16 protein-coding genes, 3 tRNA genes, 6 rRNA genes and 1 riboswitch are annotated in these 26,551 nt (G+C 49.1%); of the genes, 19 read left to right on the top strand and 6 right to left on the bottom strand.

Annotated features, from left to right (window positions below; genetic code table 11):
* Positions 1-3: 3 nt before the first annotated feature.
* Both nudE and cysQ read left to right on the top strand, forming a co-directional pair.
* Positions 4-555: an ADP compounds hydrolase NudE gene (nudE, locus tag K6Q96_RS16170; protein WP_251876831.1), complete on the top strand. Its 552-nt coding sequence runs from the start codon at positions 4-6 to the stop codon at positions 553-555.
* Positions 556-617: 62 nt separating this feature from the next.
* The gene (gene cysQ, locus K6Q96_RS16165; RefSeq protein WP_046305057.1) at positions 618-1,433 is read left to right on the top strand and encodes a 3'(2'),5'-bisphosphate nucleotidase CysQ; all 816 of its coding nucleotides are present in this window, start codon (positions 618-620) and stop codon (positions 1,431-1,433) included.
* Between the two features lie 74 nt (positions 1,434-1,507).
* Here the strand turns inward: cysQ and sthA are convergent, their stop codons facing one another.
* Positions 1,508-2,923 (bottom strand): Si-specific NAD(P)(+) transhydrogenase, encoded by a 1,416-nt coding sequence (gene sthA / locus K6Q96_RS16160; RefSeq protein WP_062708773.1) that lies wholly within the window; start codon positions 2,921-2,923, stop codon positions 1,508-1,510.
* Between the two features lie 260 nt (positions 2,924-3,183).
* On the opposite strand from sthA, the gene fabR reads away from it, so the two are divergent.
* Positions 3,184-3,828, top strand: coding sequence for an HTH-type transcriptional repressor FabR (fabR, locus tag K6Q96_RS16155; protein WP_251876830.1), 645 nt, complete (start codon positions 3,184-3,186; stop codon positions 3,826-3,828).
* Between the two features lie 5 nt (positions 3,829-3,833).
* On the top strand, positions 3,834-4,217 hold the full coding sequence (locus tag K6Q96_RS16150) for a YijD family membrane protein (protein ID WP_251876829.1): 384 nt from the start codon (positions 3,834-3,836) through the stop codon (positions 4,215-4,217).
* Positions 4,218-4,273: 56 nt separating this feature from the next.
* Here K6Q96_RS16150 and trmA read toward each other — a convergent pair whose 3' ends face one another.
* Positions 4,274-5,380 carry a tRNA (uridine(54)-C5)-methyltransferase TrmA gene (gene trmA / locus K6Q96_RS16145; RefSeq protein WP_251876828.1) on the bottom strand — a complete coding sequence of 369 codons (1,107 nt, stop codon included), beginning with the start codon at positions 5,378-5,380 and terminating at the stop codon, positions 4,274-4,276.
* Positions 5,381-5,529: 149 nt separating this feature from the next.
* On the opposite strand from trmA, the gene K6Q96_RS16140 reads away from it, so the two are divergent.
* The 4 genes from K6Q96_RS16140 to murI all read left to right on the top strand — a co-directional run bounded on the left by K6Q96_RS16140 (position 5,530) and on the right by murI (position 9,743).
* Complete coding sequence (locus tag K6Q96_RS16140) at positions 5,530-6,057, top strand: ATP--cob(I)alamin adenosyltransferase (RefSeq protein WP_251876827.1); 528 nt, start codon at positions 5,530-5,532, stop codon at positions 6,055-6,057.
* 53 nt (positions 6,058-6,110) lie between these two features.
* A riboswitch (cobalamin riboswitch) is annotated at positions 6,111-6,319 on the top strand.
* A 47-nt stretch (positions 6,320-6,366) separates the two neighbouring features.
* Positions 6,367-8,178, top strand: coding sequence for a TonB-dependent vitamin B12 receptor (gene btuB, locus K6Q96_RS16135; protein WP_251876826.1), 1,812 nt, complete (start codon positions 6,367-6,369; stop codon positions 8,176-8,178).
* 48 nt (positions 8,179-8,226) lie between these two features.
* The gene (locus K6Q96_RS16130; RefSeq protein WP_251876825.1) at positions 8,227-8,889 is read left to right on the top strand and encodes an adenine nucleotide alpha hydrolase; all 663 of its coding nucleotides are present in this window, start codon (positions 8,227-8,229) and stop codon (positions 8,887-8,889) included.
* 65 nt (positions 8,890-8,954) lie between these two features.
* A complete protein-coding gene (gene murI / locus K6Q96_RS16125) occupies positions 8,955-9,743 on the top strand; it encodes a glutamate racemase (protein ID WP_251876824.1) in 789 nt (262 codons plus the stop codon).
* Here murI and K6Q96_RS16120 read toward each other — a convergent pair.
* On the bottom strand, positions 9,721-10,170 hold the full coding sequence (locus tag K6Q96_RS16120; RefSeq protein ID WP_062667491.1) for an RNA recognition motif domain-containing protein: 450 nt from the start codon (positions 10,168-10,170) through the stop codon (positions 9,721-9,723). The genes murI and K6Q96_RS16120 overlap by 23 nt on opposite strands.
* Before the next feature lie 720 nt (positions 10,171-10,890).
* Here K6Q96_RS16120 and K6Q96_RS16115 point away from each other — a divergent pair.
* The 9 genes from K6Q96_RS16115 to rrf (K6Q96_RS16075) all read left to right on the top strand — a co-directional run bounded on the left by K6Q96_RS16115 (position 10,891) and on the right by rrf (K6Q96_RS16075) (position 21,738).
* Positions 10,891-12,443, top strand: a 16S ribosomal RNA gene (locus tag K6Q96_RS16115).
* A gap of 151 nt (positions 12,444-12,594) precedes the next feature.
* Positions 12,595-12,671: transfer RNA gene (locus K6Q96_RS16110), tRNA-Ile, on the top strand.
* 104 nt (positions 12,672-12,775) lie between these two features.
* Positions 12,776-12,851 (top strand) — tRNA-Ala (locus tag K6Q96_RS16105).
* 314 nt (positions 12,852-13,165) lie between these two features.
* A 23S ribosomal RNA gene (locus K6Q96_RS16100) occupies positions 13,166-16,053 on the top strand.
* Between the two features lie 92 nt (positions 16,054-16,145).
* Positions 16,146-16,261, top strand: a 5S ribosomal RNA gene (gene rrf / locus K6Q96_RS16095).
* A gap of 394 nt (positions 16,262-16,655) precedes the next feature.
* Positions 16,656-18,208, top strand: a 16S ribosomal RNA gene (locus tag K6Q96_RS16090).
* A 62-nt stretch (positions 18,209-18,270) separates the two neighbouring features.
* Positions 18,271-18,346, top strand: a tRNA-Glu gene (locus K6Q96_RS16085).
* Positions 18,347-18,642: 296 nt separating this feature from the next.
* Positions 18,643-21,530, top strand: a 23S ribosomal RNA gene (locus K6Q96_RS16080).
* Positions 21,531-21,622: 92 nt separating this feature from the next.
* Positions 21,623-21,738: ribosomal RNA gene (rrf, locus tag K6Q96_RS16075) — 5S ribosomal RNA — on the top strand.
* Together the 16S, 23S and 5S rRNA genes with 3 tRNA genes alongside form the textbook arrangement of a ribosomal RNA operon.
* A 210-nt stretch (positions 21,739-21,948) precedes the next feature.
* Here rrf (K6Q96_RS16075) and K6Q96_RS16070 read toward each other — a convergent pair.
* The 3 genes from K6Q96_RS16070 to K6Q96_RS16060 all read right to left on the bottom strand — a co-directional run bounded on the left by K6Q96_RS16070 (position 21,949) and on the right by K6Q96_RS16060 (position 24,475).
* Complete coding sequence (locus tag K6Q96_RS16070; protein WP_251876823.1) at positions 21,949-22,569, bottom strand: nicotinamidase; 621 nt, start codon at positions 22,567-22,569, stop codon at positions 21,949-21,951.
* 10 nt (positions 22,570-22,579) lie between these two features.
* Positions 22,580-23,929, bottom strand: a complete 1,350-nt coding sequence (pssA, locus tag K6Q96_RS16065) for a CDP-diacylglycerol--serine O-phosphatidyltransferase (protein ID WP_251876822.1) — start codon at positions 23,927-23,929, stop codon at positions 22,580-22,582.
* A 108-nt stretch (positions 23,930-24,037) separates the two neighbouring features.
* On the bottom strand, positions 24,038-24,475 hold the full coding sequence (locus tag K6Q96_RS16060; RefSeq protein ID WP_251876821.1) for a GNAT family N-acetyltransferase: 438 nt from the start codon (positions 24,473-24,475) through the stop codon (positions 24,038-24,040).
* Positions 24,476-24,556: 81 nt separating this feature from the next.
* On the opposite strand from K6Q96_RS16060, the gene murB reads away from it, so the two are divergent.
* Both murB and birA read left to right on the top strand, forming a co-directional pair.
* Positions 24,557-25,597, top strand: a complete 1,041-nt coding sequence (gene murB, locus K6Q96_RS16055) for a UDP-N-acetylmuramate dehydrogenase (RefSeq protein ID WP_251876820.1) — start codon at positions 24,557-24,559, stop codon at positions 25,595-25,597.
* Positions 25,585-26,550, top strand: coding sequence for a bifunctional biotin--[acetyl-CoA-carboxylase] ligase/biotin operon repressor BirA (gene birA, locus K6Q96_RS16050; protein WP_251876819.1), 966 nt, complete (start codon positions 25,585-25,587; stop codon positions 26,548-26,550). The genes murB and birA overlap by 13 nt, the downstream gene beginning before the upstream one ends.
* Position 26,551 lies beyond the last annotated feature (1 nt).

Here is a 26,551-nt window from a genome sequence, read left to right as displayed (position 1 = left end):
AGCATGAAAAAGCACATTCCACCTGAAATCCTTGACGCCAAGGTCGTTGCCAAGTCGCGTCTGTTTCAGATTGAAGCTCTGGATTTAAGGTTCAGTAACGGTGAAGAGCGCACTTACGAGCGAATGAAGCCAAGCGGCCGCAATGCGGTGATGGTGGTGCCGGTAACAGAAAACGGCGATTTACTGCTGGTACGCGAATACGCTGCCGGAACTGAACGTTATGAACTAGGCTTTCCAAAGGGGCTGATTGATCCGGGTGAGACCGCCTTAGAAGCGGCAAACCGAGAACTCAAAGAAGAAATTGGTTTCGGTGCCCATCAATTGTACCCGCTGAAAGAAGTGGTGCTCGCACCGTCTTACTTTTCCAGCAAAATGACCCTGTTGCTGGCGCAGGACCTTTATCCAGAGAAGCTCGAGGGCGATGAACCTGAGCCGTTGGAATTGGTCCGTTGGCCCGTTGCACAGGCAGAAGAATTGTTATCTCACGTCGATTTTGGGGAAGCGCGCAGTATTACCGCATTACTGTTGGCCTTGAGAGAGCTTTCCGGCCGTTGATCACTTCGTGACCAAAGACCATTGGACAAAGTCGTAGTGTGAGAGCCCAAGAGGAGTGTTACATGGAGCTGTCACAACTGCTTCAACCCGTGATAGAGATTGCCCGGGCTTCCGGTCAGGTGATCCTGGATATCTATCAGCGTGGTGAATTTGAAAAGAACATCAAAAGCGATGACACACCGGTGACCAGTGCCGATCTCGCGGCGCATAAGCTGGTGACTGAGCGCCTGAGTGCGCTAACCCCTGATATTCCTGTGTTGTCAGAAGAAGACGCGTCGATTCCCTTTGCTGAACGAGGTAATTGGGAGCGCTACTGGCTGGTGGATCCACTGGATGGCACCCAGGAATTCATTGCTGGAAGTGGTGACTTCGCCACCATTATTGCACTGGTGGAAAACAACCAGCCGGTGATGGGCGTGGTGTATGGTCCTGTATCAGGGGTCTCTTACTACGCAGCTAAAGGTCATGGTGCCTGGAAGGTGATGCCTGATGGTGAAAAACACCGTCTGTCTATCCTCAAGCATGAAGACGAATTGGCTTCCCTATCGATTGCGATCAGCCGCCGCCAGGACATCAAAGCTATCACTGACCGCCTTGAGCCAAGCCGCAACTATGACTTGGTACCTTTAGGCTCTGCAGCGCTCAAGTCTTGTTTAGTCGCAGAAGGGGCGGTGGATTGTTATCTTCGCCTTGGTCCAACCGGCGAATGGGACACGGCGGCAACCCAATGCATCGTGGAAGAAGCGGGCGGGCGTATTCTGGATATGACGCTTTCACCGCTGTCCTACAACGAGCGGGATTCACTGGAAAACCCGAATTTCATTGTACTGGGTGATACCGAACTGCCTTGGCGACAGATTGTGAGACTGGAAGGTTAACACAACCGGTTTTCGCCATCGTCCAGAGACAAAAAACGGAGCAGAAGCTCCGTTTTTTATTGCCTGTTAGCAAATCAGAATAGACGGTTAAGGCCGTTCAATGCTGCTACGCGGTAGGCTTCTGCCATGGTCGGGTAGTTGAAGGTGGTATTGATAAAGTAATCCAACGTATTCCCTTCGCCTTTTTGCTCAAAGATCGCCTGGCCGATGTGGATGATCTCCGCCGCACGTTCACCAAAACAGTGGATCCCCAAGATCTCTTTGGTTTCGCGGTGGAACAGGATTTTCAGGCTTCCCACATCCATGCCAGCAATCTGTGCACGCGCCAAATGCTTAAACTGTGCGCGTCCCACCTCATAAGGCACTTTTGCCGCGGTCAGCTCCTGCTCGGTTTTACCCACTGAGCTGATTTCTGGAATGGTGTAAATCCCGGTTGGGATATGGTCAATAAGGCGGCCTTTGGCCTGACCTTCCACCATTGCCTGAGCAACGATTCGACCCTGATCGTAAGCTGCACTCGCAAGGCTTGGATAACCAATCACATCACCAACAGCATAAACGTGCTCTACTTCGGTACCGTAGTTATCGTTCACTTTCAGCTGGCCACGTGAATCTGCCTTCAAACCGACGGCTTTCAGGTTCAGCGCATCAGTATTACCGGTACGGCCATTGGCAAACAAAATACAGTCAGCTTTCATCTTCTTGCCGGACTGCAGATGAAGGATAACGCCGTCTTTGGTGCCTTCGATTTTCTCGTAGGTCTCATCATTACGTATCAGAACGCCGCTGTTCCAGAAGTGGTAGGAAAGCGAGTCTGACATTTCGTTATCAAGGAAGGAAAGCAAGCGGTCACGGGTATTGATCAAATCCACTTTGATACCAAGACCACGGAAGATAGACGCATATTCGCTGCCGATAACGCCCGCTCCGTAGATGATGACGTGGCGAGGGTCGTGCTGCAGCGAGAGGATTGAGTCACTGTCGTAGATTCGTGGATGTCTGAAATCGACATCTTTTGGACGGTATGGGCGTGAACCGGTTGCGATCACGAATTTGTCGGCCGTGTATTTGTCGACGCTGCCGTCTGCCGCTTTCACTTCAATTTCGTGCGTGCCACTGAACTTGGCGCTGCCGTGAATGATGCTGCAGAGGTTTCTATCGTAAAAGCCCTGACGCATGCGGGTCTGTTTGCCAATAACCGATTGGGCATGGCCAAGAATGGCAGAAAAGGTACTGTGTACCTGCTTGTTGTCGCCGGTATAAATCGGGCTCTGGTTGAACTCGATAATACGGCTGACAGTGTGTCTCAACGCTTTGGATGGAATGGTGCCCCAGTGGGTACACCCGCCGCCAACGGTACCTTCTTTTTCAATCACCGCGACGCGTAAGCCCGCCTTGGTGAGGCCCATGGCAGCACCTTCGCCGCCGGGTCCACTACCTATTACGATGACATCAAAATGGTTAGACGATGTAGGGGTCGCTTTGCTCATGTCCGTATGGCCTTTTGTTTTCATTATGTTAAGGATTGCGGGCTAAGTGTAGCGCTCACAGGGCGTGGCGAGAATCAACTCACCTCTATTCAGCGTAGGTGATCACGCTACTTAACGTAAAAACAGGCCGTTTATGATGCTAATTGCACGAAACACAGGTGATCTGATATCGCTTTTCGGAAAGTGGAGTATAAGCACTGAACTCGCTATAAAAACCGAGTATAGTCTGCGGTTAGATTTCATGAGGTAAAACACTGACGATGGGAATTAGAGCTCAACAGAAAGAAAAAACCCGGCGAACGCTGATTGATGCGGCTTTTAGCCAACTCAGCGCAGACCGAAGCTTTTCCAGTCTCAGCTTACGCGAAGTGGCACGTGAAGCCGGTATTGCACCGACGTCGTTTTACCGCCACTTCAAAGATATGGACGAACTTGGCCTGACCATGGTGGATGAGGGAGGCTTGTTGTTGCGTCAATTGATGAGACAGGCTCGCCAACGTATCGCCACCGAGGGTAGCGTTGTCAGAACGTCAGTCGAAACCTTTATGGAATTTATCGAAAGCAGCCCCAACGTATTCAGGCTGCTATTGCGTGAACGTTCCGGTACCTCTACGGCTTTTCGTGCAGCAGTCGCACGTGAAATTCAACACTTTATCGCTGAGCTAACGGAATATTTCCAGGCGACAGGCGGATCGACCCGAGATGAAGCCTATAATCAGGCAGAGGCATGTGTGACTTTGGTATTCAGCTCCGGTGCAGAAGCATTGGATTTGGACAAACGCGCACGTGCTGAACTCGCGGAACGTCTGGTGACCCAACTGCGCATTATCGCGAAAGGCGCATATTGGTACCGCAAAGAACGCGAACGCAATGCTCTCAAGGATAAGTTGTCTTCAGGCAGGTAAGTAATATGGAACAGAATCACCAATCAGAGCGTAAATTTCTCCTTCTCGCAGTGATCGCAGGTTTATGTGGTAGCGCATCACTGGCAACGCTTTTCATCGACAGCGTTGCATTCTCCGTTTTCCCCATCATCGCCTTCATTCTGGCTGTGTACTGCTTCTATCAGCAGCATGTCACTCAACCGCTGACCGACGGCACACCGCTCATCGCGTTTGCCTGTTTCCTGGTGGGCGCGTTTGGTTACTCGGCGTTTGTGCGCATGCAGGTACCAGAACTGGGTGGTAACTTCTTCTCCATCATCGTGACCATGTTGTTGATATTCTGGGTGGCGTTCAAGATGGGCTGGCTGAGTGTTGGCAGCAAGAAAGAAGAAACGCCAGTCGAAGAGTAGTACTGGAAACAAAAACAAAAAAAGGCGCCTTAGGCGCCTTTTCTTTTCTCAGCGTTTTATTTGCGCTCGAGTAGAACACCCGCTTCCATGTGGTGGGTGTAAGGGAACTGGTCAAACAGCGCAAAACGTGTGATGCGGTGTGTTTCTGACAGAATATCCAGGTTCTCTTTCAGTGTATCCGGATTACAGGAGATATACAGAATGCGGTCATATGCCTGCACCATGCGGCACGTACCTTCGTCCATACCGGAACGCGGCGGATCGACAAAGATAGTGTTGCAGTTGTAGCTTTTCAGAACCACGCCAGCTTGCTGCAAGCGGCGGAACTCGCGTTTACCTTCCATCGCTTCCGTGAATTCTTCCGCAGACATACGAATGATTTGGACATTGTCGATTTTGTTCACTGCAATGTTCCACTGCGCAGATTCAACAGAAGGCTTAGCCAGTTCTGTTGCCAGCACGCGATCGAAGTTGTCCGCCAGTGCCAACGAAAAATTACCGTTACCGCAGTAGAGCTCCAACAGATCGCCAGTGCTGTCATGTGTGCAATCCACTGCCCACTCAAGCATCTTCTCTGCCACTTTCCCATTTGGCTGGGTGAAGCTGTTTTCAATTTGCTGGTAAGTTAGGGTACGGTAATTAATGCTTAGCTTTTCTACCACGTAATCGCGGTCAATCACGATCTTTTGCTTACGCGCGCGGCCAATCAGGTTCAGGTTGAAGCCCTCATCATTCAGACGTTGCTTCAACATGCGCGCATTCGCTTCCCACTCTTCGTCAAGCTGACGGTGGTAAAGCATCGAAACCAACACTTCACCGCTCAGGGTGGACAGGAAGTCCACCTGGAACAGTTTGCGACGCAGACTTTCAATCGGACGGATAGCGTCAACCAGCAGTGGCATCAGATCGTTGATTATACGGCTTGCCTGCGGGAACTGATCCACACGGTACTTCTGCTTGGTCTCTTGATTGAACATGATGTAATAGAGGTCATCCCCTTCATGCCAGACACGGAATTCCGCACGCATGCGGTAATGTTTGTCTGGAGACGGAAACACTTCCAGCTCAGGGGCATTGAACTCGGCAAACGCGCCTTGCATACGCGCGATTTTCTCGTCCAACTGCGCCTGATATTGGGTGGTGTCAATCAGGGTATTGCTCATATTACCTAACCTGCATAACTAAAAATGAGCGCAAATTGTAAGTAGCGGAACCATATTGTCCAGCCTTTTCGCTGACTTTTTCGCCAGTAGAAGCGTAAACCAGAGTCTTGGGATAATATTGGCACACTTTAATCATACCGAGCCTTGTCATGAGCTTTCGAAAACCAAAGAACCGCAAAGAGATTTGTTATCCGTTTATCTATGAATCGGCATTGACCTGCGACTATGAAATCCACACTGACGAGCTTTGCAGTCTGGTGGGAATGGCACTGGCAACTTTGCCGGAAGGCTTTGATGATGTGCGGGAAGATCTGGAAACTCTGCATCCAAAAATTTATCACCTCAATGGTTCAGTGCGTGGGAAGACAGCCATCTTTGATGAAGACTTGGAATGGCTGCATGCCAGATATGATTACTACAACGAACTGAGCCGTGGCCGTATTAACCGCTTTGTGCTGCCAAGAGGTCCGGTTGGTGTAATGGCGCTGCATCAGTGCCGCACGGGCTCAAAGAAAACCGTGCGCTTACTTCACCGCTTAGATGAATCAGGCGTAACCTTTGAGCCAGAGCTTCCACGCTTTGCTAACCTGCTTGCTAACTTCTTCTTTGTACTGACGGTGTACATCAAGATGAAGTTAGATGTGGAAGAAGTGGAGTTTGTCAGCCTCAGTTACTGAATGTGCTGTCAAGCACAATTCACCCATTTCCCAGACGAATGAAATTAAGTTCTCAATATCTATGTATCAATAGCGCGCTGATTTCTCTATAATCTGCGCGCTTTCACTCCAGCTGGGAATCCGGTGAGAATCCGGAACTGGCGCGCAGCGGTAAAGAGAAACGAAAGTGACATGGCGAAGGCCAGACACTGCATTTAAATGTGGGAAGTCGTCACTGTAGGCCGTCTCTAAGTCCGAATATCAGCTGGGTCACAATATGGTTTCAGGATCTCCTGACATCATTGGATACACGCGATATTTGGATCTGATATGTCTAAAAAGCTACTTGCAGCAGGTATGCTGCCATGGGCTGCGTTTGCGCACGCCGAATCTACTACTTCCTCTGTTGACGACACTATGGTCGTTACTGCTTCCCGATTTGAACAAAGTACGCAATCGCTGACTGCCCAAGTAGAGATTGTTACTCGTCAAGATATCGATCGCATGCAGGCGAAAACGCTTACAGATGTTTTCCGCCGAATGACTGGGATTCAAGTTTCTCAGTATGGTGGCCGAGGCCAACTAGCCACTCTTATGGTTCGTGGCGCTAACTCTGACCAAGTACTTGTGTTGATTGATGGCATTCGTTTTACAAGAGCTGTTAAGGGTACTGTCGACTTTAGCCAATTGCCGCTGACTTTTGTTGAGCGCATAGAATACGTGCGTGGTGCAAGAGCTTCTGTTTACGGCTCTGAGGCTATTGGCGGCGTTATCAATATCATCACACGTGCAAACAACGACACTGATCGAGCTACTCGTTTAACTGCAGGGGTTGGAAGCAGAGATTATGTTGAAGCCTCAGGCTCGAGTGGATTCAAAGTAGGTGAGAATGGCCAACTGAATGTGGCTTTAGGATACGAAAGTGACGACGGCTATAACGTTCATCCTATCCAAGGGTTGAATGATGATGACAAGCATGGGTTTGAAACTAAAAATGGCCTTATTGGATATGTTTCAAAACTAAACCAAGACTGGACAGTCTTTGCCAACGCTCGCGCTTTTGAAAATGTTTACCAGTACGATGGTTCTTGGAATACAACTTATTCGTATAAAGAGTCAACAGTTGAAAATTACTCCTTCGCTGGTGGTGTCAACTATGAATCCGAATTGTTGTCTAGTCAGATTCAGGTTAGCTGGCAAGATCAATCTGACTATGACTATGAGAAAAAGGATGGCAAGGGGTCTACGCAACCTGAGGATTTGGAGCAGCTTAATCTTCAGTGGAACAATCAATACGAACTCAGTGAAGTTGTTACAATTGGAGGCGGTGCGGACTATCGAAAAGAAACATTCATAGTCAACGCTTCAAATTCTGACTACGATCGCGACAACTTAGCGTTCTATGGTATTGCACTTGTTGACTTTGAAAATGTATTTGGCGAGCTGGGCGCCCGCTTAGACGACAACGAGCAGTTTGGTTCAGAAACGACTTACAACTTTGGAGCCGGTTTCCGACTGACGGAAGAGTTGGTTCTTAAGATGTCATATGGCACAGCGTTTAAAGCGCCTAATTTGTATCAATTATATAGCTCAATAGGTAACGCGAAATTAAAGCCTGAATCTGCGAAATCAGCTGAGTTATCTTTGAATGGTGCAGTGCAAGGCATCTACTGGTCTGTGACAGGTTATAACACTAAGATTGATGACCTGATCGAATACGATTTTAGCACATTTACTTATCATAACTTGGATGGTGAGAGCACACTGAAAGGTGTTGAATTGACCGCTGAATTTGATACCGGATTCTTGTCTCATCAGCTAAGTGCTGACTTTAAAGACCCTAAAGACGAAGAAGGCAATCTGCTTCCTTATCGTGCTAAGAAATCATATAAGTACAATGCTATTGCTTACTTTGATGAATTCGATTTGTCACTGGGTTACCAATACATTGGTAAGCGTGAAAATTCAGGAACTAAGCTTGGCTCTTACAGCTTACTTGATGCATCCGTTAACTACTTCGCTACAGAGAGCGTTACTTTGAATGCTCGTGTAGACAACCTGCTCGATAAAGAATATGAGATGGTGATTGGTTACCCTGCACCAGAACGCACGTTTTATGTCAGCATGGACTACCGCTTCTAAGCTTTACTATAGCCGCCTACGGGCGGCTTTTTACTCTCAGGCACAGTTATGAAAAAACGCATCATTGTCAGTTGGTCATCCGGTAAGGATTCAACCCTGACATTGTGCCGACTGCTGGAAGACGATAGATATCAAGTCGTCGGGCTTTATACCACTTACGTAGCAGGCACAGTTCCTTTCCAAGCAACGCCAATCGATGTTGTTAAAGCTCAGGCAGAAAGCATTGGACTACCCCTGGTGCTTATTGAACTCAATGAAGTCTTTCCTCCTAATGATGTTTATCAGAAGATGGTCGTCGAAGGTATACGCAGTAGTGGGCTAAATGTCGATGCAGTGGCGTTTGGCGATATGTTCTGCAATGGCATAGAAGAATACCGCAGAAGCTATATTGAACCTCAAAGCTGGCAATGCATTTTTCCTTTGTTGGGAGAGGAAAGCATCATGCTTGCAAACGAAATCATTTCATCCGGAATCAAGACGACACTGTCGACTGTTGATACATCTCAGTTGGACGGAAAGTACCTCGGAAGAGATTACAACTCAGCATTGATTGCTAACTTACCTTTGGGTTGTGATCCTTGCGGTGAAGATGGAGAGTTCCACACTATTGTCACGGATGCACCTTGCTTTCAATACCCACTCGATATCGAGATCACAGGCTTTCAGCGAGAGGGGAGATTCCATCACCTCAGCTATCATCTCGTTAGTTGAAAGATTCAAATTCGATGGCGTGCAAAGTATGATTGCGTCGCAAGTAGATAACGAAGGGTTATAGCGTGAAGAGTGTGCTGATTTTTGATTCTGGTGTGGGTGGGCTTTCTGTTTATAAGGAAGTGGCTCAGGTATTGCCGGAACAGCATGTTGTCTATGCCTTCGATAACGAAGCCTTTCCTTATGGAGAGCTGGCGGACGATGTTCTTGTCCAACGTGTGTGTGGCATGGTGTCAGCCATTTGTAATGAGCATGATATTGCACTCGTGATTATCGCCTGCAACACGGCCAGTACTCTGGTGCTTCCGCATCTCCGCTCATTACTGAGTATTCCGGTTGTTGGTGTTGTCCCCGCTATTAAACCAGCCGCTACGCTAAGCAAATCCAAATGTATTGGCCTTTTAGCGACGCCGGCAACAGTAAGGCGATCCTATACACACCAACTGGTTAAAGAATTTGCGCCCGATTGCCAGGTAGAAATGGTTGGCTCAACAGAGCTAGTACAAATGGGAGAGGGAAAATTACGTGGTACGCCAATCGATAAACAATTATTAAAACAAGTGCTGACACCGTTTATTAATAAAACAGACTGCATTGTATTGGGTTGTACGCACTTTCCATTACTCAAAGAAGAAATTGAAGACATTCTGGGCGAGCAGTGTCTGGTAATTGATTCAGGAAGCGCAATAGCAAATCGTGTAGTGACATTATTAAAAGAGGGAGATCAAAAGACCTCCCTCAGTAAAGCTAAACATTTTGTTTTTAGCAGCGCTCCAGTTAAAGAAGAGGAAGCGCTAAATCAAGAGCTGGAAAAGTTGGGGTTTGCAACTATTAACCGCGCTCCGATTTTCTAGGATCATTCGCCTCTCTAACTTTTAGCGTCCTTTCTCCATATTCACTGTTGTTTAATGCCTCTATTGCTTCAGGGGCATCTCCCGCTGCAATCACGACAAATCCAAAACCACGTCGCTTCCCTGTACGTTTATCTTTCATCAAACGCACGGCAAATACTTCACCATGTTTAGAGAACAATTCCTTTACGTCGTTTTCGTTAGCGCGGTAAGGAAGGTTACCTACATAGATGGTTTTGCTGGTGGAAGGAGTAGAGTCTGAAATATCGCCTGAAGATTTAGTGGAAAAAAGAGAAATGGCAATACCTGTTGTAATAGCACCAAGAGCGAATGCATAACCAGTACTGGCAATTAAAGTAGAGTTGTTTAAAAGCAATGCACCAAGCAATGCGATGGCTGCAGTAATAAGCAAGCTGATAGATGTTTTCATAATCGTCTAAAGTAAACGTCGGTTAGAAGAAATAGCATGAAGAATCGAAATCAATGCTGACTAAAATAAATACAATTGTCGGGTTGATATTACGGATATTGAGTTCTTATTGCTAGTAAGTGAATGTGACGGCTATCTAATGTTGCAATTTGTTGTGTTTTTCAAAGTTTAGGTTGAATTGTGTTCGATCGGAAAAAAAACCAATAAATTCCCTTGCCAATGTGATCCTAGTCTCTATAATGCCGCTTCACCGACACGGAGAGCGGCTTCCACTGCGGAAACGCCCACTCAAATCGGTACGGCGAAGGCCTCAAAAATTGAGTTGAAATAAACGCTTGACGCGCTGTTTCGAATCAGTAAAATGGCCGCCCGCTTCGAAGGGAAATTCACCCCAAGAGGCAAGTCAATAAGGTGTTTTGAAGGTTGCGAAAGCAACGCTGAAAAATCTCAAAATTTCTTCTTGACTTCATCGCCCGGCAGCGTAAAATTCGCAGCCCTGACGGTGAGAAGCGACGCTTCTTCAAGTCAACGTTCTTTAACAATTTGACCTATGCAATCTGTGTGGGCACTCGTGGTTGATAGACAAAAGATTTATCGATGTTTACTGAGTGACCAAACGAAAACTCTACGGAGTTATCGGCACAGTCAATTCGTTCTGCTCTTTCTTTACTTTGTAGAGAGGGGTTAGAACACAACAGTATTTCATCGAGCCAAAAACTTTAATTGAAGAGTTTGATCATGGCTCAGATTGAACGCTGGCGGCAGGCCTAACACATGCAAGTCGAGCGGCAGCGACAACATTGACCCTTCGGGTAATTTGTTGGGCGGCGAGCGGCGGACGGGTGAGTAATGGCTGGGAACCTGCCTGGTAGAGGGGGATAACCACTGGAAACGGTGGCTAATACCGCATGATGTCTACGGACCAAAGAGGGGGACCTTCGGGCCTCTCGCTACCGGATGGGCCCAGTTGGGATTAGCTAGTTGGTGAGGTAAAGGCTCACCAAGGCGACGATCCCTAGCTGGTTTGAGAGGATGATCAGCCACACTGGAACTGAGACACGGTCCAGACTCCTACGGGAGGCAGCAGTGGGGAATATTGCACAATGGGCGCAAGCCTGATGCAGCCATGCCGCGTGTGTGAAGAAGGCCTTCGGGTTGTAAAGCACTTTCAGCCGTGAGGAAGGCATTGTACTTAATACGTGCAGTGTTTGACGTTAGCGGCAGAAGAAGCACCGGCTAACTCCGTGCCAGCAGCCGCGGTAATACGGAGGGTGCGAGCGTTAATCGGAATTACTGGGCGTAAAGCGCATGCAGGCGGTCTGTTAAGCAAGATGTGAAAGCCCCGGGCTTAACCTGGGAACCGCATTTTGAACTGGCAGGCTAGAGTCTTGTAGAGGGGGGTAGAATTTCAGGTGTAGCGGTGAAATGCGTAGAGATCTGAAGGAATACCGGTGGCGAAGGCGGCCCCCTGGACAAAGACTGACGCTCAGATGCGAAAGCGTGGGGAGCAAACAGGATTAGATACCCTGGTAGTCCACGCCGTAAACGATGTCTACTTGGAGGCTGTAGTCTAGAACTGTGGCTTTCGGAGCTAACGCGTTAAGTAGACCGCCTGGGGAGTACGGTCGCAAGATTAAAACTCAAATGAATTGACGGGGGCCCGCACAAGCGGTGGAGCATGTGGTTTAATTCGATGCAACGCGAAGAACCTTACCTACTCTTGACATCCAGAGAACTTTCCAGAGATGGATTGGTGCCTTCGGGAGCTCTGAGACAGGTGCTGCATGGCTGTCGTCAGCTCGTGTTGTGAAATGTTGGGTTAAGTCCCGCAACGAGCGCAACCCTTATCCTTGTTTGCCAGCGAGTAATGTCGGGAACTCCAGGGAGACTGCCGGTGATAAACCGGAGGAAGGTGGGGACGACGTCAAGTCATCATGGCCCTTACGAGTAGGGCTACACACGTGCTACAATGGCATATACAGAGGGCAGCGAGACAGCGATGTGAAGCGAATCCCAGAAAGTATGTCGTAGTCCGGATTGGAGTCTGCAACTCGACTCCATGAAGTCGGAATCGCTAGTAATCGTGGATCAGAATGCCACGGTGAATACGTTCCCGGGCCTTGTACACACCGCCCGTCACACCATGGGAGTGGGCTGCACCAGAAGTAGATAGCTTAACCTTCGGGAGGGCGTTTACCACGGTGTGGTTCATGACTGGGGTGAAGTCGTAACAAGGTAGCCCTAGGGGAACCTGGGGCTGGATCACCTCCTTAACGATACTATTAATGCTAGTGTCCACACAGATTGCTACGGTCAAAAAGATAAAGAACATACTTAGATGTATTTGTTGCTTTGGTGGTGAGCACCCCAATCCCTTGGTAAAAGAGGGTGAAGTCGGTGGTTCAAGTCCAAAGAAACAGAAATGGGTCTGTAGCTCAGGTGGTTAGAGCGCACCCCTGATAAGGGTGAGGTCGGTGGTTCAAGTCCACTCAGACCCACCAACAACTTTCAACACTGCGTTGTGAAACTCGTCGTTTAGCGAACTAAACGTCCTCCTTTCACGCCTTGTTTTGAAAGCAGTTGGTCAATAGCTAAGTATCGATGTGGGGCTATAGCTCAGCTGGGAGAGCGCTTGATTTGCATTCAAGAGGTCTGCGGTTCGATCCCGCATAGCTCCACCACTCTCTAAGCACACTTCTCTTCAAACAGAGAATGGTGAGTGTTCTTAAAAAGTGGTTGTTCGCTAGAACACATCACATGCTCTTTAAAAATCTGGAAAGCTGACTAAACAAACTGATTCAGTTTGTTTGTAAAAGTTCTCAAATGTTGACTCTACGGAGTTAACACCAAACACATTCAAGTGTTCTTGGTTTCATCCTTCTTAGGAAGTGATGAACAATATTTGAGTCCGGCGAAATCGTTCATCGAAAGATGAACCTGTTCTTTTAAAGAACACCTTGGTTGTTTGAACATACGAGACCTCTTGGGGTTGTATGGTTAAGTGACTAAGCGTACACGGTGGATGCCTTGGCAGTCAGAGGCGATGAAGGACGTAGTAACTTGCGATAAGCCCAGATTAGGTAGTAACAACCGCTTGAGTCTGGGATGTCCGAATGGGGAAACCCACTGGCATAAGCCAGTATCCCACACTGAATACATAGGTGTGTGGAGGCGAACTCGGGGAACTGAAACATCTAAGTACCCGAAGGAAAAGAAATCAATTGAGATTCCGGCAGTAGCGGCGAGCGACCCCGGATTAGCCCTTAAGCGTTTTATGAGTTAGTGGAAGCCTCTGGAAAGTGGCGCGATACAGGGTGATAGCCCCGTACACGACGGCTTATTTAATGTGAAAACGAGTAGGACGGGACACGTGTTATCTTGTCTGAAGATGGGGGGACCATCCTCCAAGGCTAAATACTCCTGACTGACCGATAGTGAACCAGTACCGTGAGGGAAAGGCGAAAAGAACCCCTGTGAGGGGAGTGAAATAGAACCTGAAACCGTGTACGTACAAGCAGTGGGAGCCTACTTGTTGGGTGACTGCGTACCTTTTGTATAATGGGTCAGCGACTTACGTTATGTAGCAAGGTTAACCGTATAGGGAAGCCGTAGGGAAACCGAGTCTTAACTGGGCGAATGAGTTGCATGACGTAGACCCGAAACCGAGTGATCTAGCCATGGGCAGGTTGAAGATTGAGTAACATCAATTGGAGGACCGAACCGACTAATGTTGAAAAATTAGCGGATGACTTGTGGCTAGGGGTGAAAGGCCAATCAAACTCGGAGATAGCTGGTTCTCCCCGAAAGCTATTTAGGTAGCGCCTCGGACGAATACTACTGGGGGTAGAGCACTGTTAAGGCTAGGGGGTCATCCCGACTTACCAACCCTTTGCAAACTCCGAATACCAGTAAGTACTATCCGGGAGACACACGGCGGGTGCTAACGTCCGTCGTGGAGAGGGAAACAACCCAGACCGCCAGCTAAGGTCCCAAAGTTATCGCTAAGTGGGAAACGATGTGGGAAGGCTCAGACAGCCAGGATGTTGGCTTAGAAGCAGCCATCATTTAAAGAAAGCGTAATAGCTCACTGGTCGAGTCGGCCTGCGCGGAAGATGTAACGGGGCTAAGCGATACACCGAAGCTGCGGCAGATATTTATATCTGGGTAGGGGAGCGTTCTGTAAGCCGTTGAAGGTGGTCTGTAAGGGCTGCTGGAGGTATCAGAAGTGCGAATGCTGACATGAGTAACGACAAAGGGGGTGAAAAACCTCCTCGCCGGAAGACCAAGGGTTCCTGTCCAACGTTAATCGGGGCAGGGTAAGTCGGCCCCTAAGGCGAGGCCGAAAGGCGTAGTCGATGGGAAACGGGTTAATATTCCCGTACTGCTGATAACTGCGATGGGGGGACGGAGAAGGCTAGGTGGGCCTCGCGACGGTTGTCGAGGTTCAAGTGCGTAGGTGGGTGTCTTAGGCAAATCCGGGACGCTATACACTGAGACACGATGTCGAGTCACTACGGTGATGAAGTCATTGATGCCATGCTTCCGGGAAAAGCCTCTAAGCTTCAGGTTATCAGGAACCGTACCCCAAACCGACACAGGTGGTCGGGTAGAGAATACCAAGGCGCTTGAGAGAACTCGGGTGAAGGAACTAGGCAAAATGGTACCGTAACTTCGGGAGAAGGTACGCTCTCGACGGTGAAGTCCCTTGCGGATGGAGCTATTGAGAGTCGCAGATACCAGGTGGCTGCAACTGTTTATTAAAAACATAGCACTGTGCAAAATCGAAAGATGACGTATACGGTGTGACGCCTGCCCGGTGCCGGAAGGTTAATTGATGGGGTTAGACTTCGGTCGAAGCTCTTGATCGAAGCCCCGGTAAACGGCGGCCGTAACTATAACGGTCCTAAGGTAGCGAAATTCCTTGTCGGGTAAGTTCCGACCTGCACGAATGGCGTAATGATGGCCACGCTGTCTCCACCCGAGACTCAGTGAAATTGAAATCGCAGTGAAGATGCTGTGTACCCGCGGCTAGACGGAAAGACCCCGTGAACCTTTACTACAGCTTGGCACTGAACATTGAGCCTACATGTGTAGGATAGGTGGGAGGCTTTGAAACACAGACGCCAGTTTGTGTGGAGCCGACCTTGAAATACCACCCTTGTATGTTTGATGTTCTAACTTAGGCCCCTTATCGGGGTTGAGGACAGTGCCTGGTGGGTAGTTTGACTGGGGCGGTCTCCTCCCAAAGCGTAACGGAGGAGCACGAAGGTGGGCTAATCACGGTCGGACATCGTGAGGTTAGTGCAATGGCATAAGCCCGCTTGACTGCGAGAATGACGGTTCGAGCAGGTGCGAAAGCAGGTCATAGTGATCCGGTGGTTCTGAATGGAAGGGCCATCGCTCAACGGATAAAAGGTACTCCGGGGATAACAGGCTGATACCGCCCAAGAGTTCATATCGACGGCGGTGTTTGGCACCTCGATGTCGGCTCATCACATCCTGGGGCTGAAGTCGGTCCCAAGGGTATGGCTGTTCGCCATTTAAAGTGGTACGCGAGCTGGGTTTAGAACGTCGTGAGACAGTTCGGTCCCTATCTGCCGTGGGCGTTGGATGATTGAGAGGGGCTGCTCCTAGTACGAGAGGACCGGAGTGGACGAACCTCTGGTGTTCGGGTTGTCACGCCAGTGGCATTGCCCGGTAGCTAAGTTCGGAATCGATAACCGCTGAAAGCATCTAAGCGGGAAGCGAGCCTCAAGATGAGTCATCCCTAGGGCTTTAAGCCCTCTAAAGGGTTGTTGGAGACGACGACGTAGATAGGTCAGGTGTGTAAGCGCTGCGAGGCGTTGAGCTAACTGATACTAATTGCCCGTGAGGCTTAACCATACAACACCCAAGGGGTTTTGACGGACTCGAAGAGAACCTTGAATGTGTAGAACGAGAATTAAAAACAGCTTTCCAAGATTTTAACGAATTTGCTTGGCGACCATAGCGTTATGGACCCACCTGACTCCATGCCGAACTCAGTAGTGAAACGTAACAGCGCCGATGGTAGTGTGGGGTCTCCCCATGTGAGAGTAGGACATCGCCAGGCTTCCAATTTGAAGAAGCCCGTTGAGTGCAACGGGCTTTTCTTTCGCTCTTTTGATTGTAATGTGAGCGAGGTCAAAAAAAGATTTTTACTCTTCATCTTTGGATGAAAAAAGATGAAAGTTTTTTCTTGACTCGATATCAGAATCGCGTAAGATACGCGGCCTGACTTGCTGAAGCGGAATAAGCTAAAGCCATGAAAGTCAACGTTCTTTAACAATTTGACCAATGCAATCTGTGTGGGCACTCGTGATTGATAGACAAAAAATTTATCGATGTTTACTGAGTGACCAAACGACATAACTTCGGTTATATCGGCACAGTCAATTCGTTCTGCTCTTTCTTTACTTTGTAGAGAGGAGTTAGAACACAACAGTATTTCATCGAGCCAAAAACTTTAATTGAAGAGTTTGATCATGGCTCAGATTGAACGCTGGCGGCAGGCCTAACACATGCAAGTCGAGCGGCAGCGACAACATTGACCCTTCGGGTAATTTGTTGGGCGGCGAGCGGCGGACGGGTGAGTAATGGCTGGGAACCTGCCTGGTAGAGGGGGATAACCACTGGAAACGGTGGCTAATACCGCATGATGTCTACGGACCAAAGAGGGGGACCTTCGGGCCTCTCGCTACCGGATGGGCCCAGTTGGGATTAGCTAGTTGGTGAGGTAAAGGCTCACCAAGGCGACGATCCCTAGCTGGTTTGAGAGGATGATCAGCCACACTGGAACTGAGACACGGTCCAGACTCCTACGGGAGGCAGCAGTGGGGAATATTGCACAATGGGCGCAAGCCTGATGCAGCCATGCCGCGTGTGTGAAGAAGGCCTTCGGGTTGTAAAGCACTTTCAGCCGTGAGGAAGGCATTGTACTTAATACGTGCAGTGTTTGACGTTAGCGGCAGAAGAAGCACCGGCTAACTCCGTGCCAGCAGCCGCGGTAATACGGAGGGTGCGAGCGTTAATCGGAATTACTGGGCGTAAAGCGCATGCAGGCGGTCTGTTAAGCAAGATGTGAAAGCCCCGGGCTTAACCTGGGAACCGCATTTTGAACTGGCAGGCTAGAGTCTTGTAGAGGGGGGTAGAATTTCAGGTGTAGCGGTGAAATGCGTAGAGATCTGAAGGAATACCGGTGGCGAAGGCGGCCCCCTGGACAAAGACTGACGCTCAGATGCGAAAGCGTGGGGAGCAAACAGGATTAGATACCCTGGTAGTCCACGCCGTAAACGATGTCTACTTGGAGGCTGTAGTCTAGAACTGTGGCTTTCGGAGCTAACGCGTTAAGTAGACCGCCTGGGGAGTACGGTCGCAAGATTAAAACTCAAATGAATTGACGGGGGCCCGCACAAGCGGTGGAGCATGTGGTTTAATTCGATGCAACGCGAAGAACCTTACCTACTCTTGACATCCAGAGAACTTTCCAGAGATGGATTGGTGCCTTCGGGAGCTCTGAGACAGGTGCTGCATGGCTGTCGTCAGCTCGTGTTGTGAAATGTTGGGTTAAGTCCCGCAACGAGCGCAACCCTTATCCTTGTTTGCCAGCGAGTAATGTCGGGAACTCCAGGGAGACTGCCGGTGATAAACCGGAGGAAGGTGGGGACGACGTCAAGTCATCATGGCCCTTACGAGTAGGGCTACACACGTGCTACAATGGCATATACAGAGGGCAGCGAGACAGCGATGTGAAGCGAATCCCAGAAAGTATGTCGTAGTCCGGATTGGAGTCTGCAACTCGACTCCATGAAGTCGGAATCGCTAGTAATCGTGGATCAGAATGCCACGGTGAATACGTTCCCGGGCCTTGTACACACCGCCCGTCACACCATGGGAGTGGGCTGCACCAGAAGTAGATAGCTTAACCTTCGGGAGGGCGTTTACCACGGTGTGGTTCATGACTGGGGTGAAGTCGTAACAAGGTAGCCCTAGGGGAACCTGGGGCTGGATCACCTCCTTAACGATACTATTGATGCTAGTGTCCACACAGATTGCTACGGTCGAAATGTAAAGAAACGATGTGTCCCATTCGTCTAGAGGCCTAGGACACCGCCCTTTCACGGCGGTAACAGGGGTTCGACTCCCCTATGGGACGCCACTTATTAAACGCATTCATTGAGTGTGATTAGAAAGTGGTGCTTCGAAAGAACATCGCATTGCTCTTTAAAAATCTGGAAAGCTGACTAAACAAACTCAATGAGTTTGTTTGTAAAAGTTCTCAAATGTTGACTCTACGGAGTTAACACCAAACACATTCAAGTGTTCTTGGTTTCATCCTTCTTAGGAAGTGATGAACAATATTTGAGTCCGGCGAAATCGTTCATCGAAAGATGAACCTGTTCTTTTAAAGAACACCTTGGTTGTTTGAACATACGAGACCTCTTGGGGTTGTATGGTTAAGTGACTAAGCGTACACGGTGGATGCCTTGGCAGTCAGAGGCGATGAAGGACGTAGTAACTTGCGATAAGCCCAGATTAGGTAGTAACAACCGCTTGAGTCTGGGATGTCCGAATGGGGAAACCCACTGGCATCAGCCAGTATCCCACACTGAATACATAGGTGTGTGGAGGCGAACTCGGGGAACTGAAACATCTAAGTACCCGAAGGAAAAGAAATCAATTGAGATTCCGGCAGTAGCGGCGAGCGACCCCGGATTAGCCCTTAAGCGTTTTATGAGTTAGTGGAAGCCTCTGGAAAGTGGCGCGATACAGGGTGATAGCCCCGTACACGACGGCTTATTTAACGTGAAAACGAGTAGGACGGGACACGTGTTATCTTGTCTGAAGATGGGGGGACCATCCTCCAAGGCTAAATACTCCTGACTGACCGATAGTGAACCAGTACCGTGAGGGAAAGGCGAAAAGAACCCCTGTGAGGGGAGTGAAATAGAACCTGAAACCGTGTACGTACAAGCAGTGGGAGCCTACTTGTTAGGTGACTGCGTACCTTTTGTATAATGGGTCAGCGACTTACGTTATGTAGCAAGGTTAACCGCATAGGGGAGCCGTAGGGAAACCGAGTCTTAACTGGGCGAATGAGTTGCATGACGTAGACCCGAAACCGAGTGATCTAGCCATGGGCAGGTTGAAGATTGAGTAACATCAATTGGAGGACCGAACCGACTAATGTTGAAAAATTAGCGGATGACTTGTGGCTAGGGGTGAAAGGCCAATCAAACTCGGAGATAGCTGGTTCTCCCCGAAAGCTATTTAGGTAGCGCCTCGGACGAATACTACTGGGGGTAGAGCACTGTTAAGGCTAGGGGGTCATCCCGACTTACCAACCCTTTGCAAACTCCGAATACCAGTAAGTACTATCCGGGAGACACACGGCGGGTGCTAACGTCCGTCGTGGAGAGGGAAACAACCCAGACCGCCAGCTAAGGTCCCAAAGTTATCGCTAAGTGGGAAACGATGTGGGAAGGCTCAGACAGCCAGGATGTTGGCTTAGAAGCAGCCATCATTTAAAGAAAGCGTAATAGCTCACTGGTCGAGTCGGCCTGCGCGGAAGATGTAACGGGGCTAAGCGATACACCGAAGCTGCGGCAGATATTTATATCTGGGTAGGGGAGCGTTCTGTAAGCCGTTGAAGGTGGTCTGTAAGGGCTGCTGGAGGTATCAGAAGTGCGAATGCTGACATGAGTAACGACAAAGGGGGTGAAAAACCTCCTCGCCGGAAGACCAAGGGTTCCTGTCCAACGTTAATCGGGGCAGGGTAAGTCGGCCCCTAAGGCGAGGCCGAAAGGCGTAGTCGATGGGAAACGGGTTAATATTCCCGTACTGCTGATAACTGCGATGGGGGGACGGAGAAGGCTAGGTGGGCCTCGCGACGGTTGTCGAGGTTCAAGTGCGTAGGTGGGTGTCTTAGGCAAATCCGGGACGCTATACACTGAGACACGATGTCGAGTCACTACGGTGATGAAGTCATTGATGCCATGCTTCCGGGAAAAGCCTCTAAGCTTCAGGTTATCAGGAACCGTACCCCAAACCGACACAGGTGGTCGGGTAGAGAATACCAAGGCGCTTGAGAGAACTCGGGTGAAGGAACTAGGCAAAATGGTACCGTAACTTCGGGAGAAGGTACGCTCTCGACGGTGAAGTCCCTTGCGGATGGAGCTATTGAGAGTCGCAGATACCAGGTGGCTGCAACTGTTTATTAAAAACATAGCACTGTGCAAAATCGAAAGATGACGTATACGGTGTGACGCCTGCCCGGTGCCGGAAGGTTAATTGATGGGGTTAGACTTCGGTCGAAGCTCTTGATCGAAGCCCCGGTAAACGGCGGCCGTAACTATAACGGTCCTAAGGTAGCGAAATTCCTTGTCGGGTAAGTTCCGACCTGCACGAATGGCGTAATGATGGCCACGCTGTCTCCACCCGAGACTCAGTGAAATTGAAATCGCAGTGAAGATGCTGTGTACCCGCGGCTAGACGGAAAGACCCCGTGAACCTTTACTACAGCTTGGCACTGAACATTGAGCCTACATGTGTAGGATAGGTGGGAGGCTTTGAAACACAGACGCCAGTTTGTGTGGAGCCGACCTTGAAATACCACCCTTGTATGTTTGATGTTCTAACTTAGGCCCCTTATCGGGGTTGAGGACAGTGCCTGGTGGGTAGTTTGACTGGGGCGGTCTCCTCCCAAAGCGTAACGGAGGAGCACGAAGGTGGGCTAATCACGGTCGGACATCGTGAGGTTAGTGCAATGGCATAAGCCCGCTTGACTGCGAGAATGACGGTTCGAGCAGGTGCGAAAGCAGGTCATAGTGATCCGGTGGTTCTGAATGGAAGGGCCATCGCTCAACGGATAAAAGGTACTCCGGGGATAACAGGCTGATACCGCCCAAGAGTTCATATCGACGGCGGTGTTTGGCACCTCGATGTCGGCTCATCACATCCTGGGGCTGAAGTCGGTCCCAAGGGTATGGCTGTTCGCCATTTAAAGTGGTACGCGAGCTGGGTTTAGAACGTCGTGAGACAGTTCGGTCCCTATCTGCCGTGGGCGTTGGATGATTGAGAGGGGCTGCTCCTAGTACGAGAGGACCGGAGTGGACGAACCTCTGGTGTTCGGGTTGTCACGCCAGTGGCATTGCCCGGTAGCTAAGTTCGGAATCGATAACCGCTGAAAGCATCTAAGCGGGAAGCGAGCCTCAAGATGAGTCATCCCTAGGGCTTTAAGCCCTCTAAAGGGTTGTTGGAGACGACGACGTAGATAGGTCAGGTGTGTAAGCGCTGCGAGGCGTTGAGCTAACTGATACTAATTGCCCGTGAGGCTTAACCATACAACACCCAAGGGGTTTTGACGGACTCGAAGAGAACCTTGAATGTGTAGAACGAGAATTAAAAACAGCTTTCCAAGATTTTAACGAATTTGCTTGGCGACCATAGCGTTATGGATCCACCTGACTCCATGCCGAACTCAGTAGTGAAACGTAACAGCGCCGATGGTAGTGTGGGGTCTCCCCATGTGAGAGTAGGACATCGCCAGGCTTCCAATTTAAAAAAGCCCTGACCTGACGGTCAGGGCTTTTTTGCATCTGCATCTTTCCATATCTACGACCTCTCCGGTTTTTAACCTCAATTACAGACAACAACCATACACGCACTCAGCTCTTGGTAAATAAAGCGCTGGAGATTCCAAATAATAGATATAAAAAACACCACCTTCTCAGGTGGTGCTGTTGGGGTTCATTTAGTGAGTTATGCCCTGAACTCTTCCAGCGTTTCTATAACGTGGATACCGACATCACGCATTTCAGCGCAGCCTGTTTCTGTTGTTTCTTCAGCAATGCCTCGACAAGCTTCCAGGTTAACCCAAACATCAAATCCACCATGCAGTTTTAACTGCATGGCAGTGGTTTTAACGCAGTAGTCGGTGGCGAGACCACCGACTACTACAGTGGTGACTTCTTTTGCTTTCAGCCACTCAATAAGACCAGTGCTGAGCTTCTCCTGAATATCGTGAAAACATGCCCCATATGGATGCAAGTCAGGCTCTACACCTTTCCAAATGACATGATCATATTCAGTCACTTCAGGGAGCTCTGGAATAGTTTCAAAGCCCTCAGTGCCAGGAACTGCATGGGACACCCAAGTAAGGTCTGCATTGGCATGTTCCAAAGGCGCTAACATCTTATCGTGACTGTCGACCACCCAAACCGCATTGACAGGATGAGCGTCCTTTGTGAGGACGCGGAATTGTGCCTTTTGGGCCTGTTCATTAAGCGCGGGAGCAATCTTATCTCCGCCTTGCACAGGTAATTCGCCTGGGCAGATCGGTGTAAAGGTTTTCTGTGGATCCACATCGATAGAAGCAATCACGTCTGACTCCTTAAAGTATCTGATTAAGCAGATGATCTGCCCTGATGCGCTTGATACGTTTGAGCAATCTTTGTACTTGAGGTGGGTAAACTTCCAGCTTTTCTATTTGCTTGTAGCTGCCAATCAGCTGAGTGTGCTCCAAAATCGTATCGATTTCCCTTTGAGCTTCCGCTTCCATCAAACGACGTTTGTCGTGAAGCAAGATGGCATTTTCAAGATCCAGCTTCCATGCTCGAGGGTTGAGGTTGTTACCCGTTAGTAGCATGTAGGATCTGTCTACCCAAATCCCTTTGAGGTGAAAACTGTTGTCGTCGTGCTTCCAAAGGTGGATTTTCAACTGACGCTTAGCGATAGCGGCTTCATTACGACGTGCAAAATTGCGCAGGTTCATTTCATAAAGATAAGGTAAACCTGAAATCGTTTTGAACGGCTCACTAGGAGGAATGTAGAAGTCATTCGCTGTTTTATCGCCAACGATAATGGTGACGTTCACACCTCTACGCAAGGCAAGTCTTATTTCACGAGTCACACTGCGCGGAGGGTTAAAGTAAGGCGTGCATATGATGAGTTCATTCTCAGCACTGGCGATTAAACGACAAATCTGAATGTTCAGGAAATTCTTACGCTTACCCAGTCCCACCATTGGCGTGAGGCCAATTTGATCGTCATTGATATGTTGCGAAATAAACTGATAGCTGGCTGCCTGCAGTCTTGCGCGTAATTCGCGGATAGCTGGCTTGAGTGCTTTTACTTCCGGGCGGTTAGGCTGTGCAAGGCATGTGACTGCTGAACTGGCCGCCAAGGTGTTTCCGATAAAGCCTGCCATGCAGTCGGCTAGTGTTTTGCTATTGATGACATGGTAGCGGTCATAACGGTAGCGGTCATGCTGGGCAAGATACACATCATTCAGACTTGCGCCGCTGTAAATAACTGTATCATCAAAGACAAAGCCCTTAAGGTGCAGCACGCCAAAGACTTCCCGGTTTCTGACCGGCACACCCAAGACATCAATCTTGTATTGGTATTTCTCTGCATATTCGCGGTAGAGTGCCGCGTTCCCGTCAGACTTGTCTGCGCCAATCAAGCCACGTTGAGCCCTGTGCCAGTCAACCAGCACTTTAATATCTAAAACTGGGTTCTTTTGTTTTGCTTCATAGAGCGCGTCAAGAATATTACGCCCTGCCTCGTCGTCTTGCAGATAAAGCGCAACAAGGTAGATACGATGTTTAGCGTTTGCTATCTCGTGAAGCAGGCGCTCCCTGAAGGTACTCGCATCGAGCAGCGTCTCTAGCTGGTCTGGACGGTGCGCAATTTTCGGGAGCTGATCGATCAACTGCTTATTGGCAGTAGCTGAAACCATTGTTGCCTCATTAAGTTCGACACTGGGTCGTGTTAACGCAAATCAAACCCTGTATTGTACCAGAAATTGTGCAATTTCCAGCGATATCGATGTGTCAGCTATCTCGATTTACAACTGTGACATTGAGTTGTGACCCATAGGGATAAGATCTTTACCACTGTTGCAGTAGCTTTTGTATCGGCCACGTAATTCTTCGGGCAGATTACTGACCTCGATCACTTCAAATCCAGCCTTTTTGTAGAGGTTTTCTAAATAGCGATACGCAAGACAATAACAAGCCTTGGTCTGAATCTGAGTTTGAACGGCATTGAGGAAAGCTTCTCCCTGCTTTTTCCCCCGTTGCTCGGGGGCAATAAGCATACCGGTCAGAAGTTGGAAGTCAGTAAACTGCCTGAATCTGACTGAACCAAGAAGGCCGCTGTTGTTTTCTGCCGTCCAAATGATTTCATCTTTTTTAGGCTTCCCTGCTGGATAATGTGTTTTATAAAAACGAACCACCAGTGGAAAACGGAGTGGGTCGAGGTGGGCATATCGTGTGTCGGCCATGGTTATCAAATCACTGTGAATTCAAGGCGGATGGGGTAGTATACATCGCTAAGACTTTATCAAAACTAAACTGCGATCCGAATGAATACCCTGTCTACTACATCGCTAAAACCATTTCACACCTTTGGTATTGATGTTCAGGCCAAAGCCATTATTGAAGCGCAAAGCGCGAACGATTTTATCACGATCTGGCGTGATCGTGCTGACGAGCCAAAGATCGTCCTTGGCGAAGGCAGTAATCTTCTGTTCTGTGAAGATTTTGAAGGGATAGTGGTTCTAAATCGCCTAAAGGGTGTTGATGTTGAAGAGACAGCTTCGCATTGGCACCTTCATGTGGCTGGCGGGGAAAACTGGCACCAATTGGTTAAATGGACGATTGAACAGGGTATGCCTGGTCTCGAAAACCTTGCGCTTATCCCTGGCCTTGTAGGTTCGGCACCTATTCAGAACATTGGCGCTTATGGTGTTGAGCTAAATGAGCGCTGTGAGTATGTCGATGTCCTGATGCTTGAAACTGGTGAGGTCGTCCGCATGGGGCCGGGGGCCTGTGAATTTGGTTACCGGGACTCTGTATTCAAGCGTGAACTCAAAGATAAAGCCATTATTCTTGCTGTAGGCTTCCAGTTATCGAAAGCTTGGAAGCCCGTGATAGGTTACGGTGCTCTGGGCGATTTGGCGAGTGAGAATGACGTTTCTGCCAAAGAGGTGTTTGATAAAGTCTGCGAAATTCGAAGTGAAAAGCTGCCTGATCCTAATCTGTTAGGAAATGCCGGAAGCTTCTTTAAAAACCCCGTTGTGCCTAAGACACAGGTAAAGTCTCTCTTAGCTGATAATGAAAAGATGCCTTCGTTTGAAGTATCGAGTTCAGAAGTGAAGCTCGCTGCGGGCTGGCTAATCGATCAATGTGGCTTAAAGGGCAAAAGCGTCGGTGGCGCGTCTGTTCACAATAAACAGGCATTGGTGCTGGTAAACAGTGGTGGTGCTACAGCCAGCGATGTGGTGACTCTCGCGAAAGAAGTGGTTGATACCGTTTACCAACGGTTTGGAGTATTGCTTGAACACGAGGTTCGCTTTATGGGGGCGACACAAGAAATCACATTGGAGGCAGTATGCCAGCGCTAGATAACACGCCCCGCCTGGCACTTATAAAAATGCTCGCGGACGGCCAGTTCCACTCGGGTGAAAAGTTGGGTGAAGAGCTCGGTATGAGCCGCGCAGCAATCAGCAAACACATCAAAGTATTGCAACAATGGGGTGTGGATGTGTTCCGCGTCCAAGGTAAAGGCTATTGCTTGCCTGCGCCACTGAATCTCCTCGATGAAAAGGCATTGAAAACACAACTGAGTGTGCCTGCGTTTGAGCTTATCCCCGTGATTGATTCTACAAACCAGCATCTTCTGGATCGCGTAGGTCAGTTGGAGTCCGGTTCCGCCTGTCTTGCCGAGTATCAACAGGCAGGCCGTGGACGCCGTGGCAGAGCGTGGTTTTCTCCGTTTGGTGCCAACCTTTACCTTTCCATGTATTGGCGATTAGATGCAGGGATGGCTGCTGCGATGGGATTAAGCCTTGTTGTGGGTGTTTCCATGGCTGAAACCTTGCAGAATCTGGGAGCCGAAGGGGTTAAGGTCAAGTGGCCAAATGACCTTTATTGGAATGACAAGAAGCTTGCCGGCATTTTGGTAGAAATGACAGGCCAGGCTGGCGATGCCGCTCATTTGGTTATCGGTATGGGACTGAATGTGTCAATGCCTGAAACAGATGAGGTGGATCAAAGCTGGGCAAATCTTCAGGATGCTTGCCATCCACTTCCCGACAAAAATGCTTTGGCAGCCACTTTGATAAATGGCGTAACAGAAGCGCTGAAGCAATATGAAGAAACTGGAATGGCAGGCTTTGTGACACTCTGGGACAGCTATGACAACTTCCAGGGTCGTGCGGTGAAATTACTGCTGGGTGAACGAGTGGTTAAGGGTATTGCGCGCGGGATCAATGAGCAAGGGGCTTTGCTGCTCGAAACCGAAAATGGCATTACCCCATATCTCGGCGGAGAAATCAGTTTGCGCGCTGACGACTAAG

The sequence above is a fragment of the Grimontia kaedaensis genome (assembly GCF_023746615.1).
In the GTDB taxonomy this organism is placed as follows: Bacteria; Pseudomonadota; Gammaproteobacteria; order Enterobacterales; family Vibrionaceae; genus Enterovibrio; species Enterovibrio kaedaensis.
The sequence above is the reverse complement of the archived record's forward strand: the minus strand, read 5'-3'. Positions and strand labels throughout refer to the sequence as shown.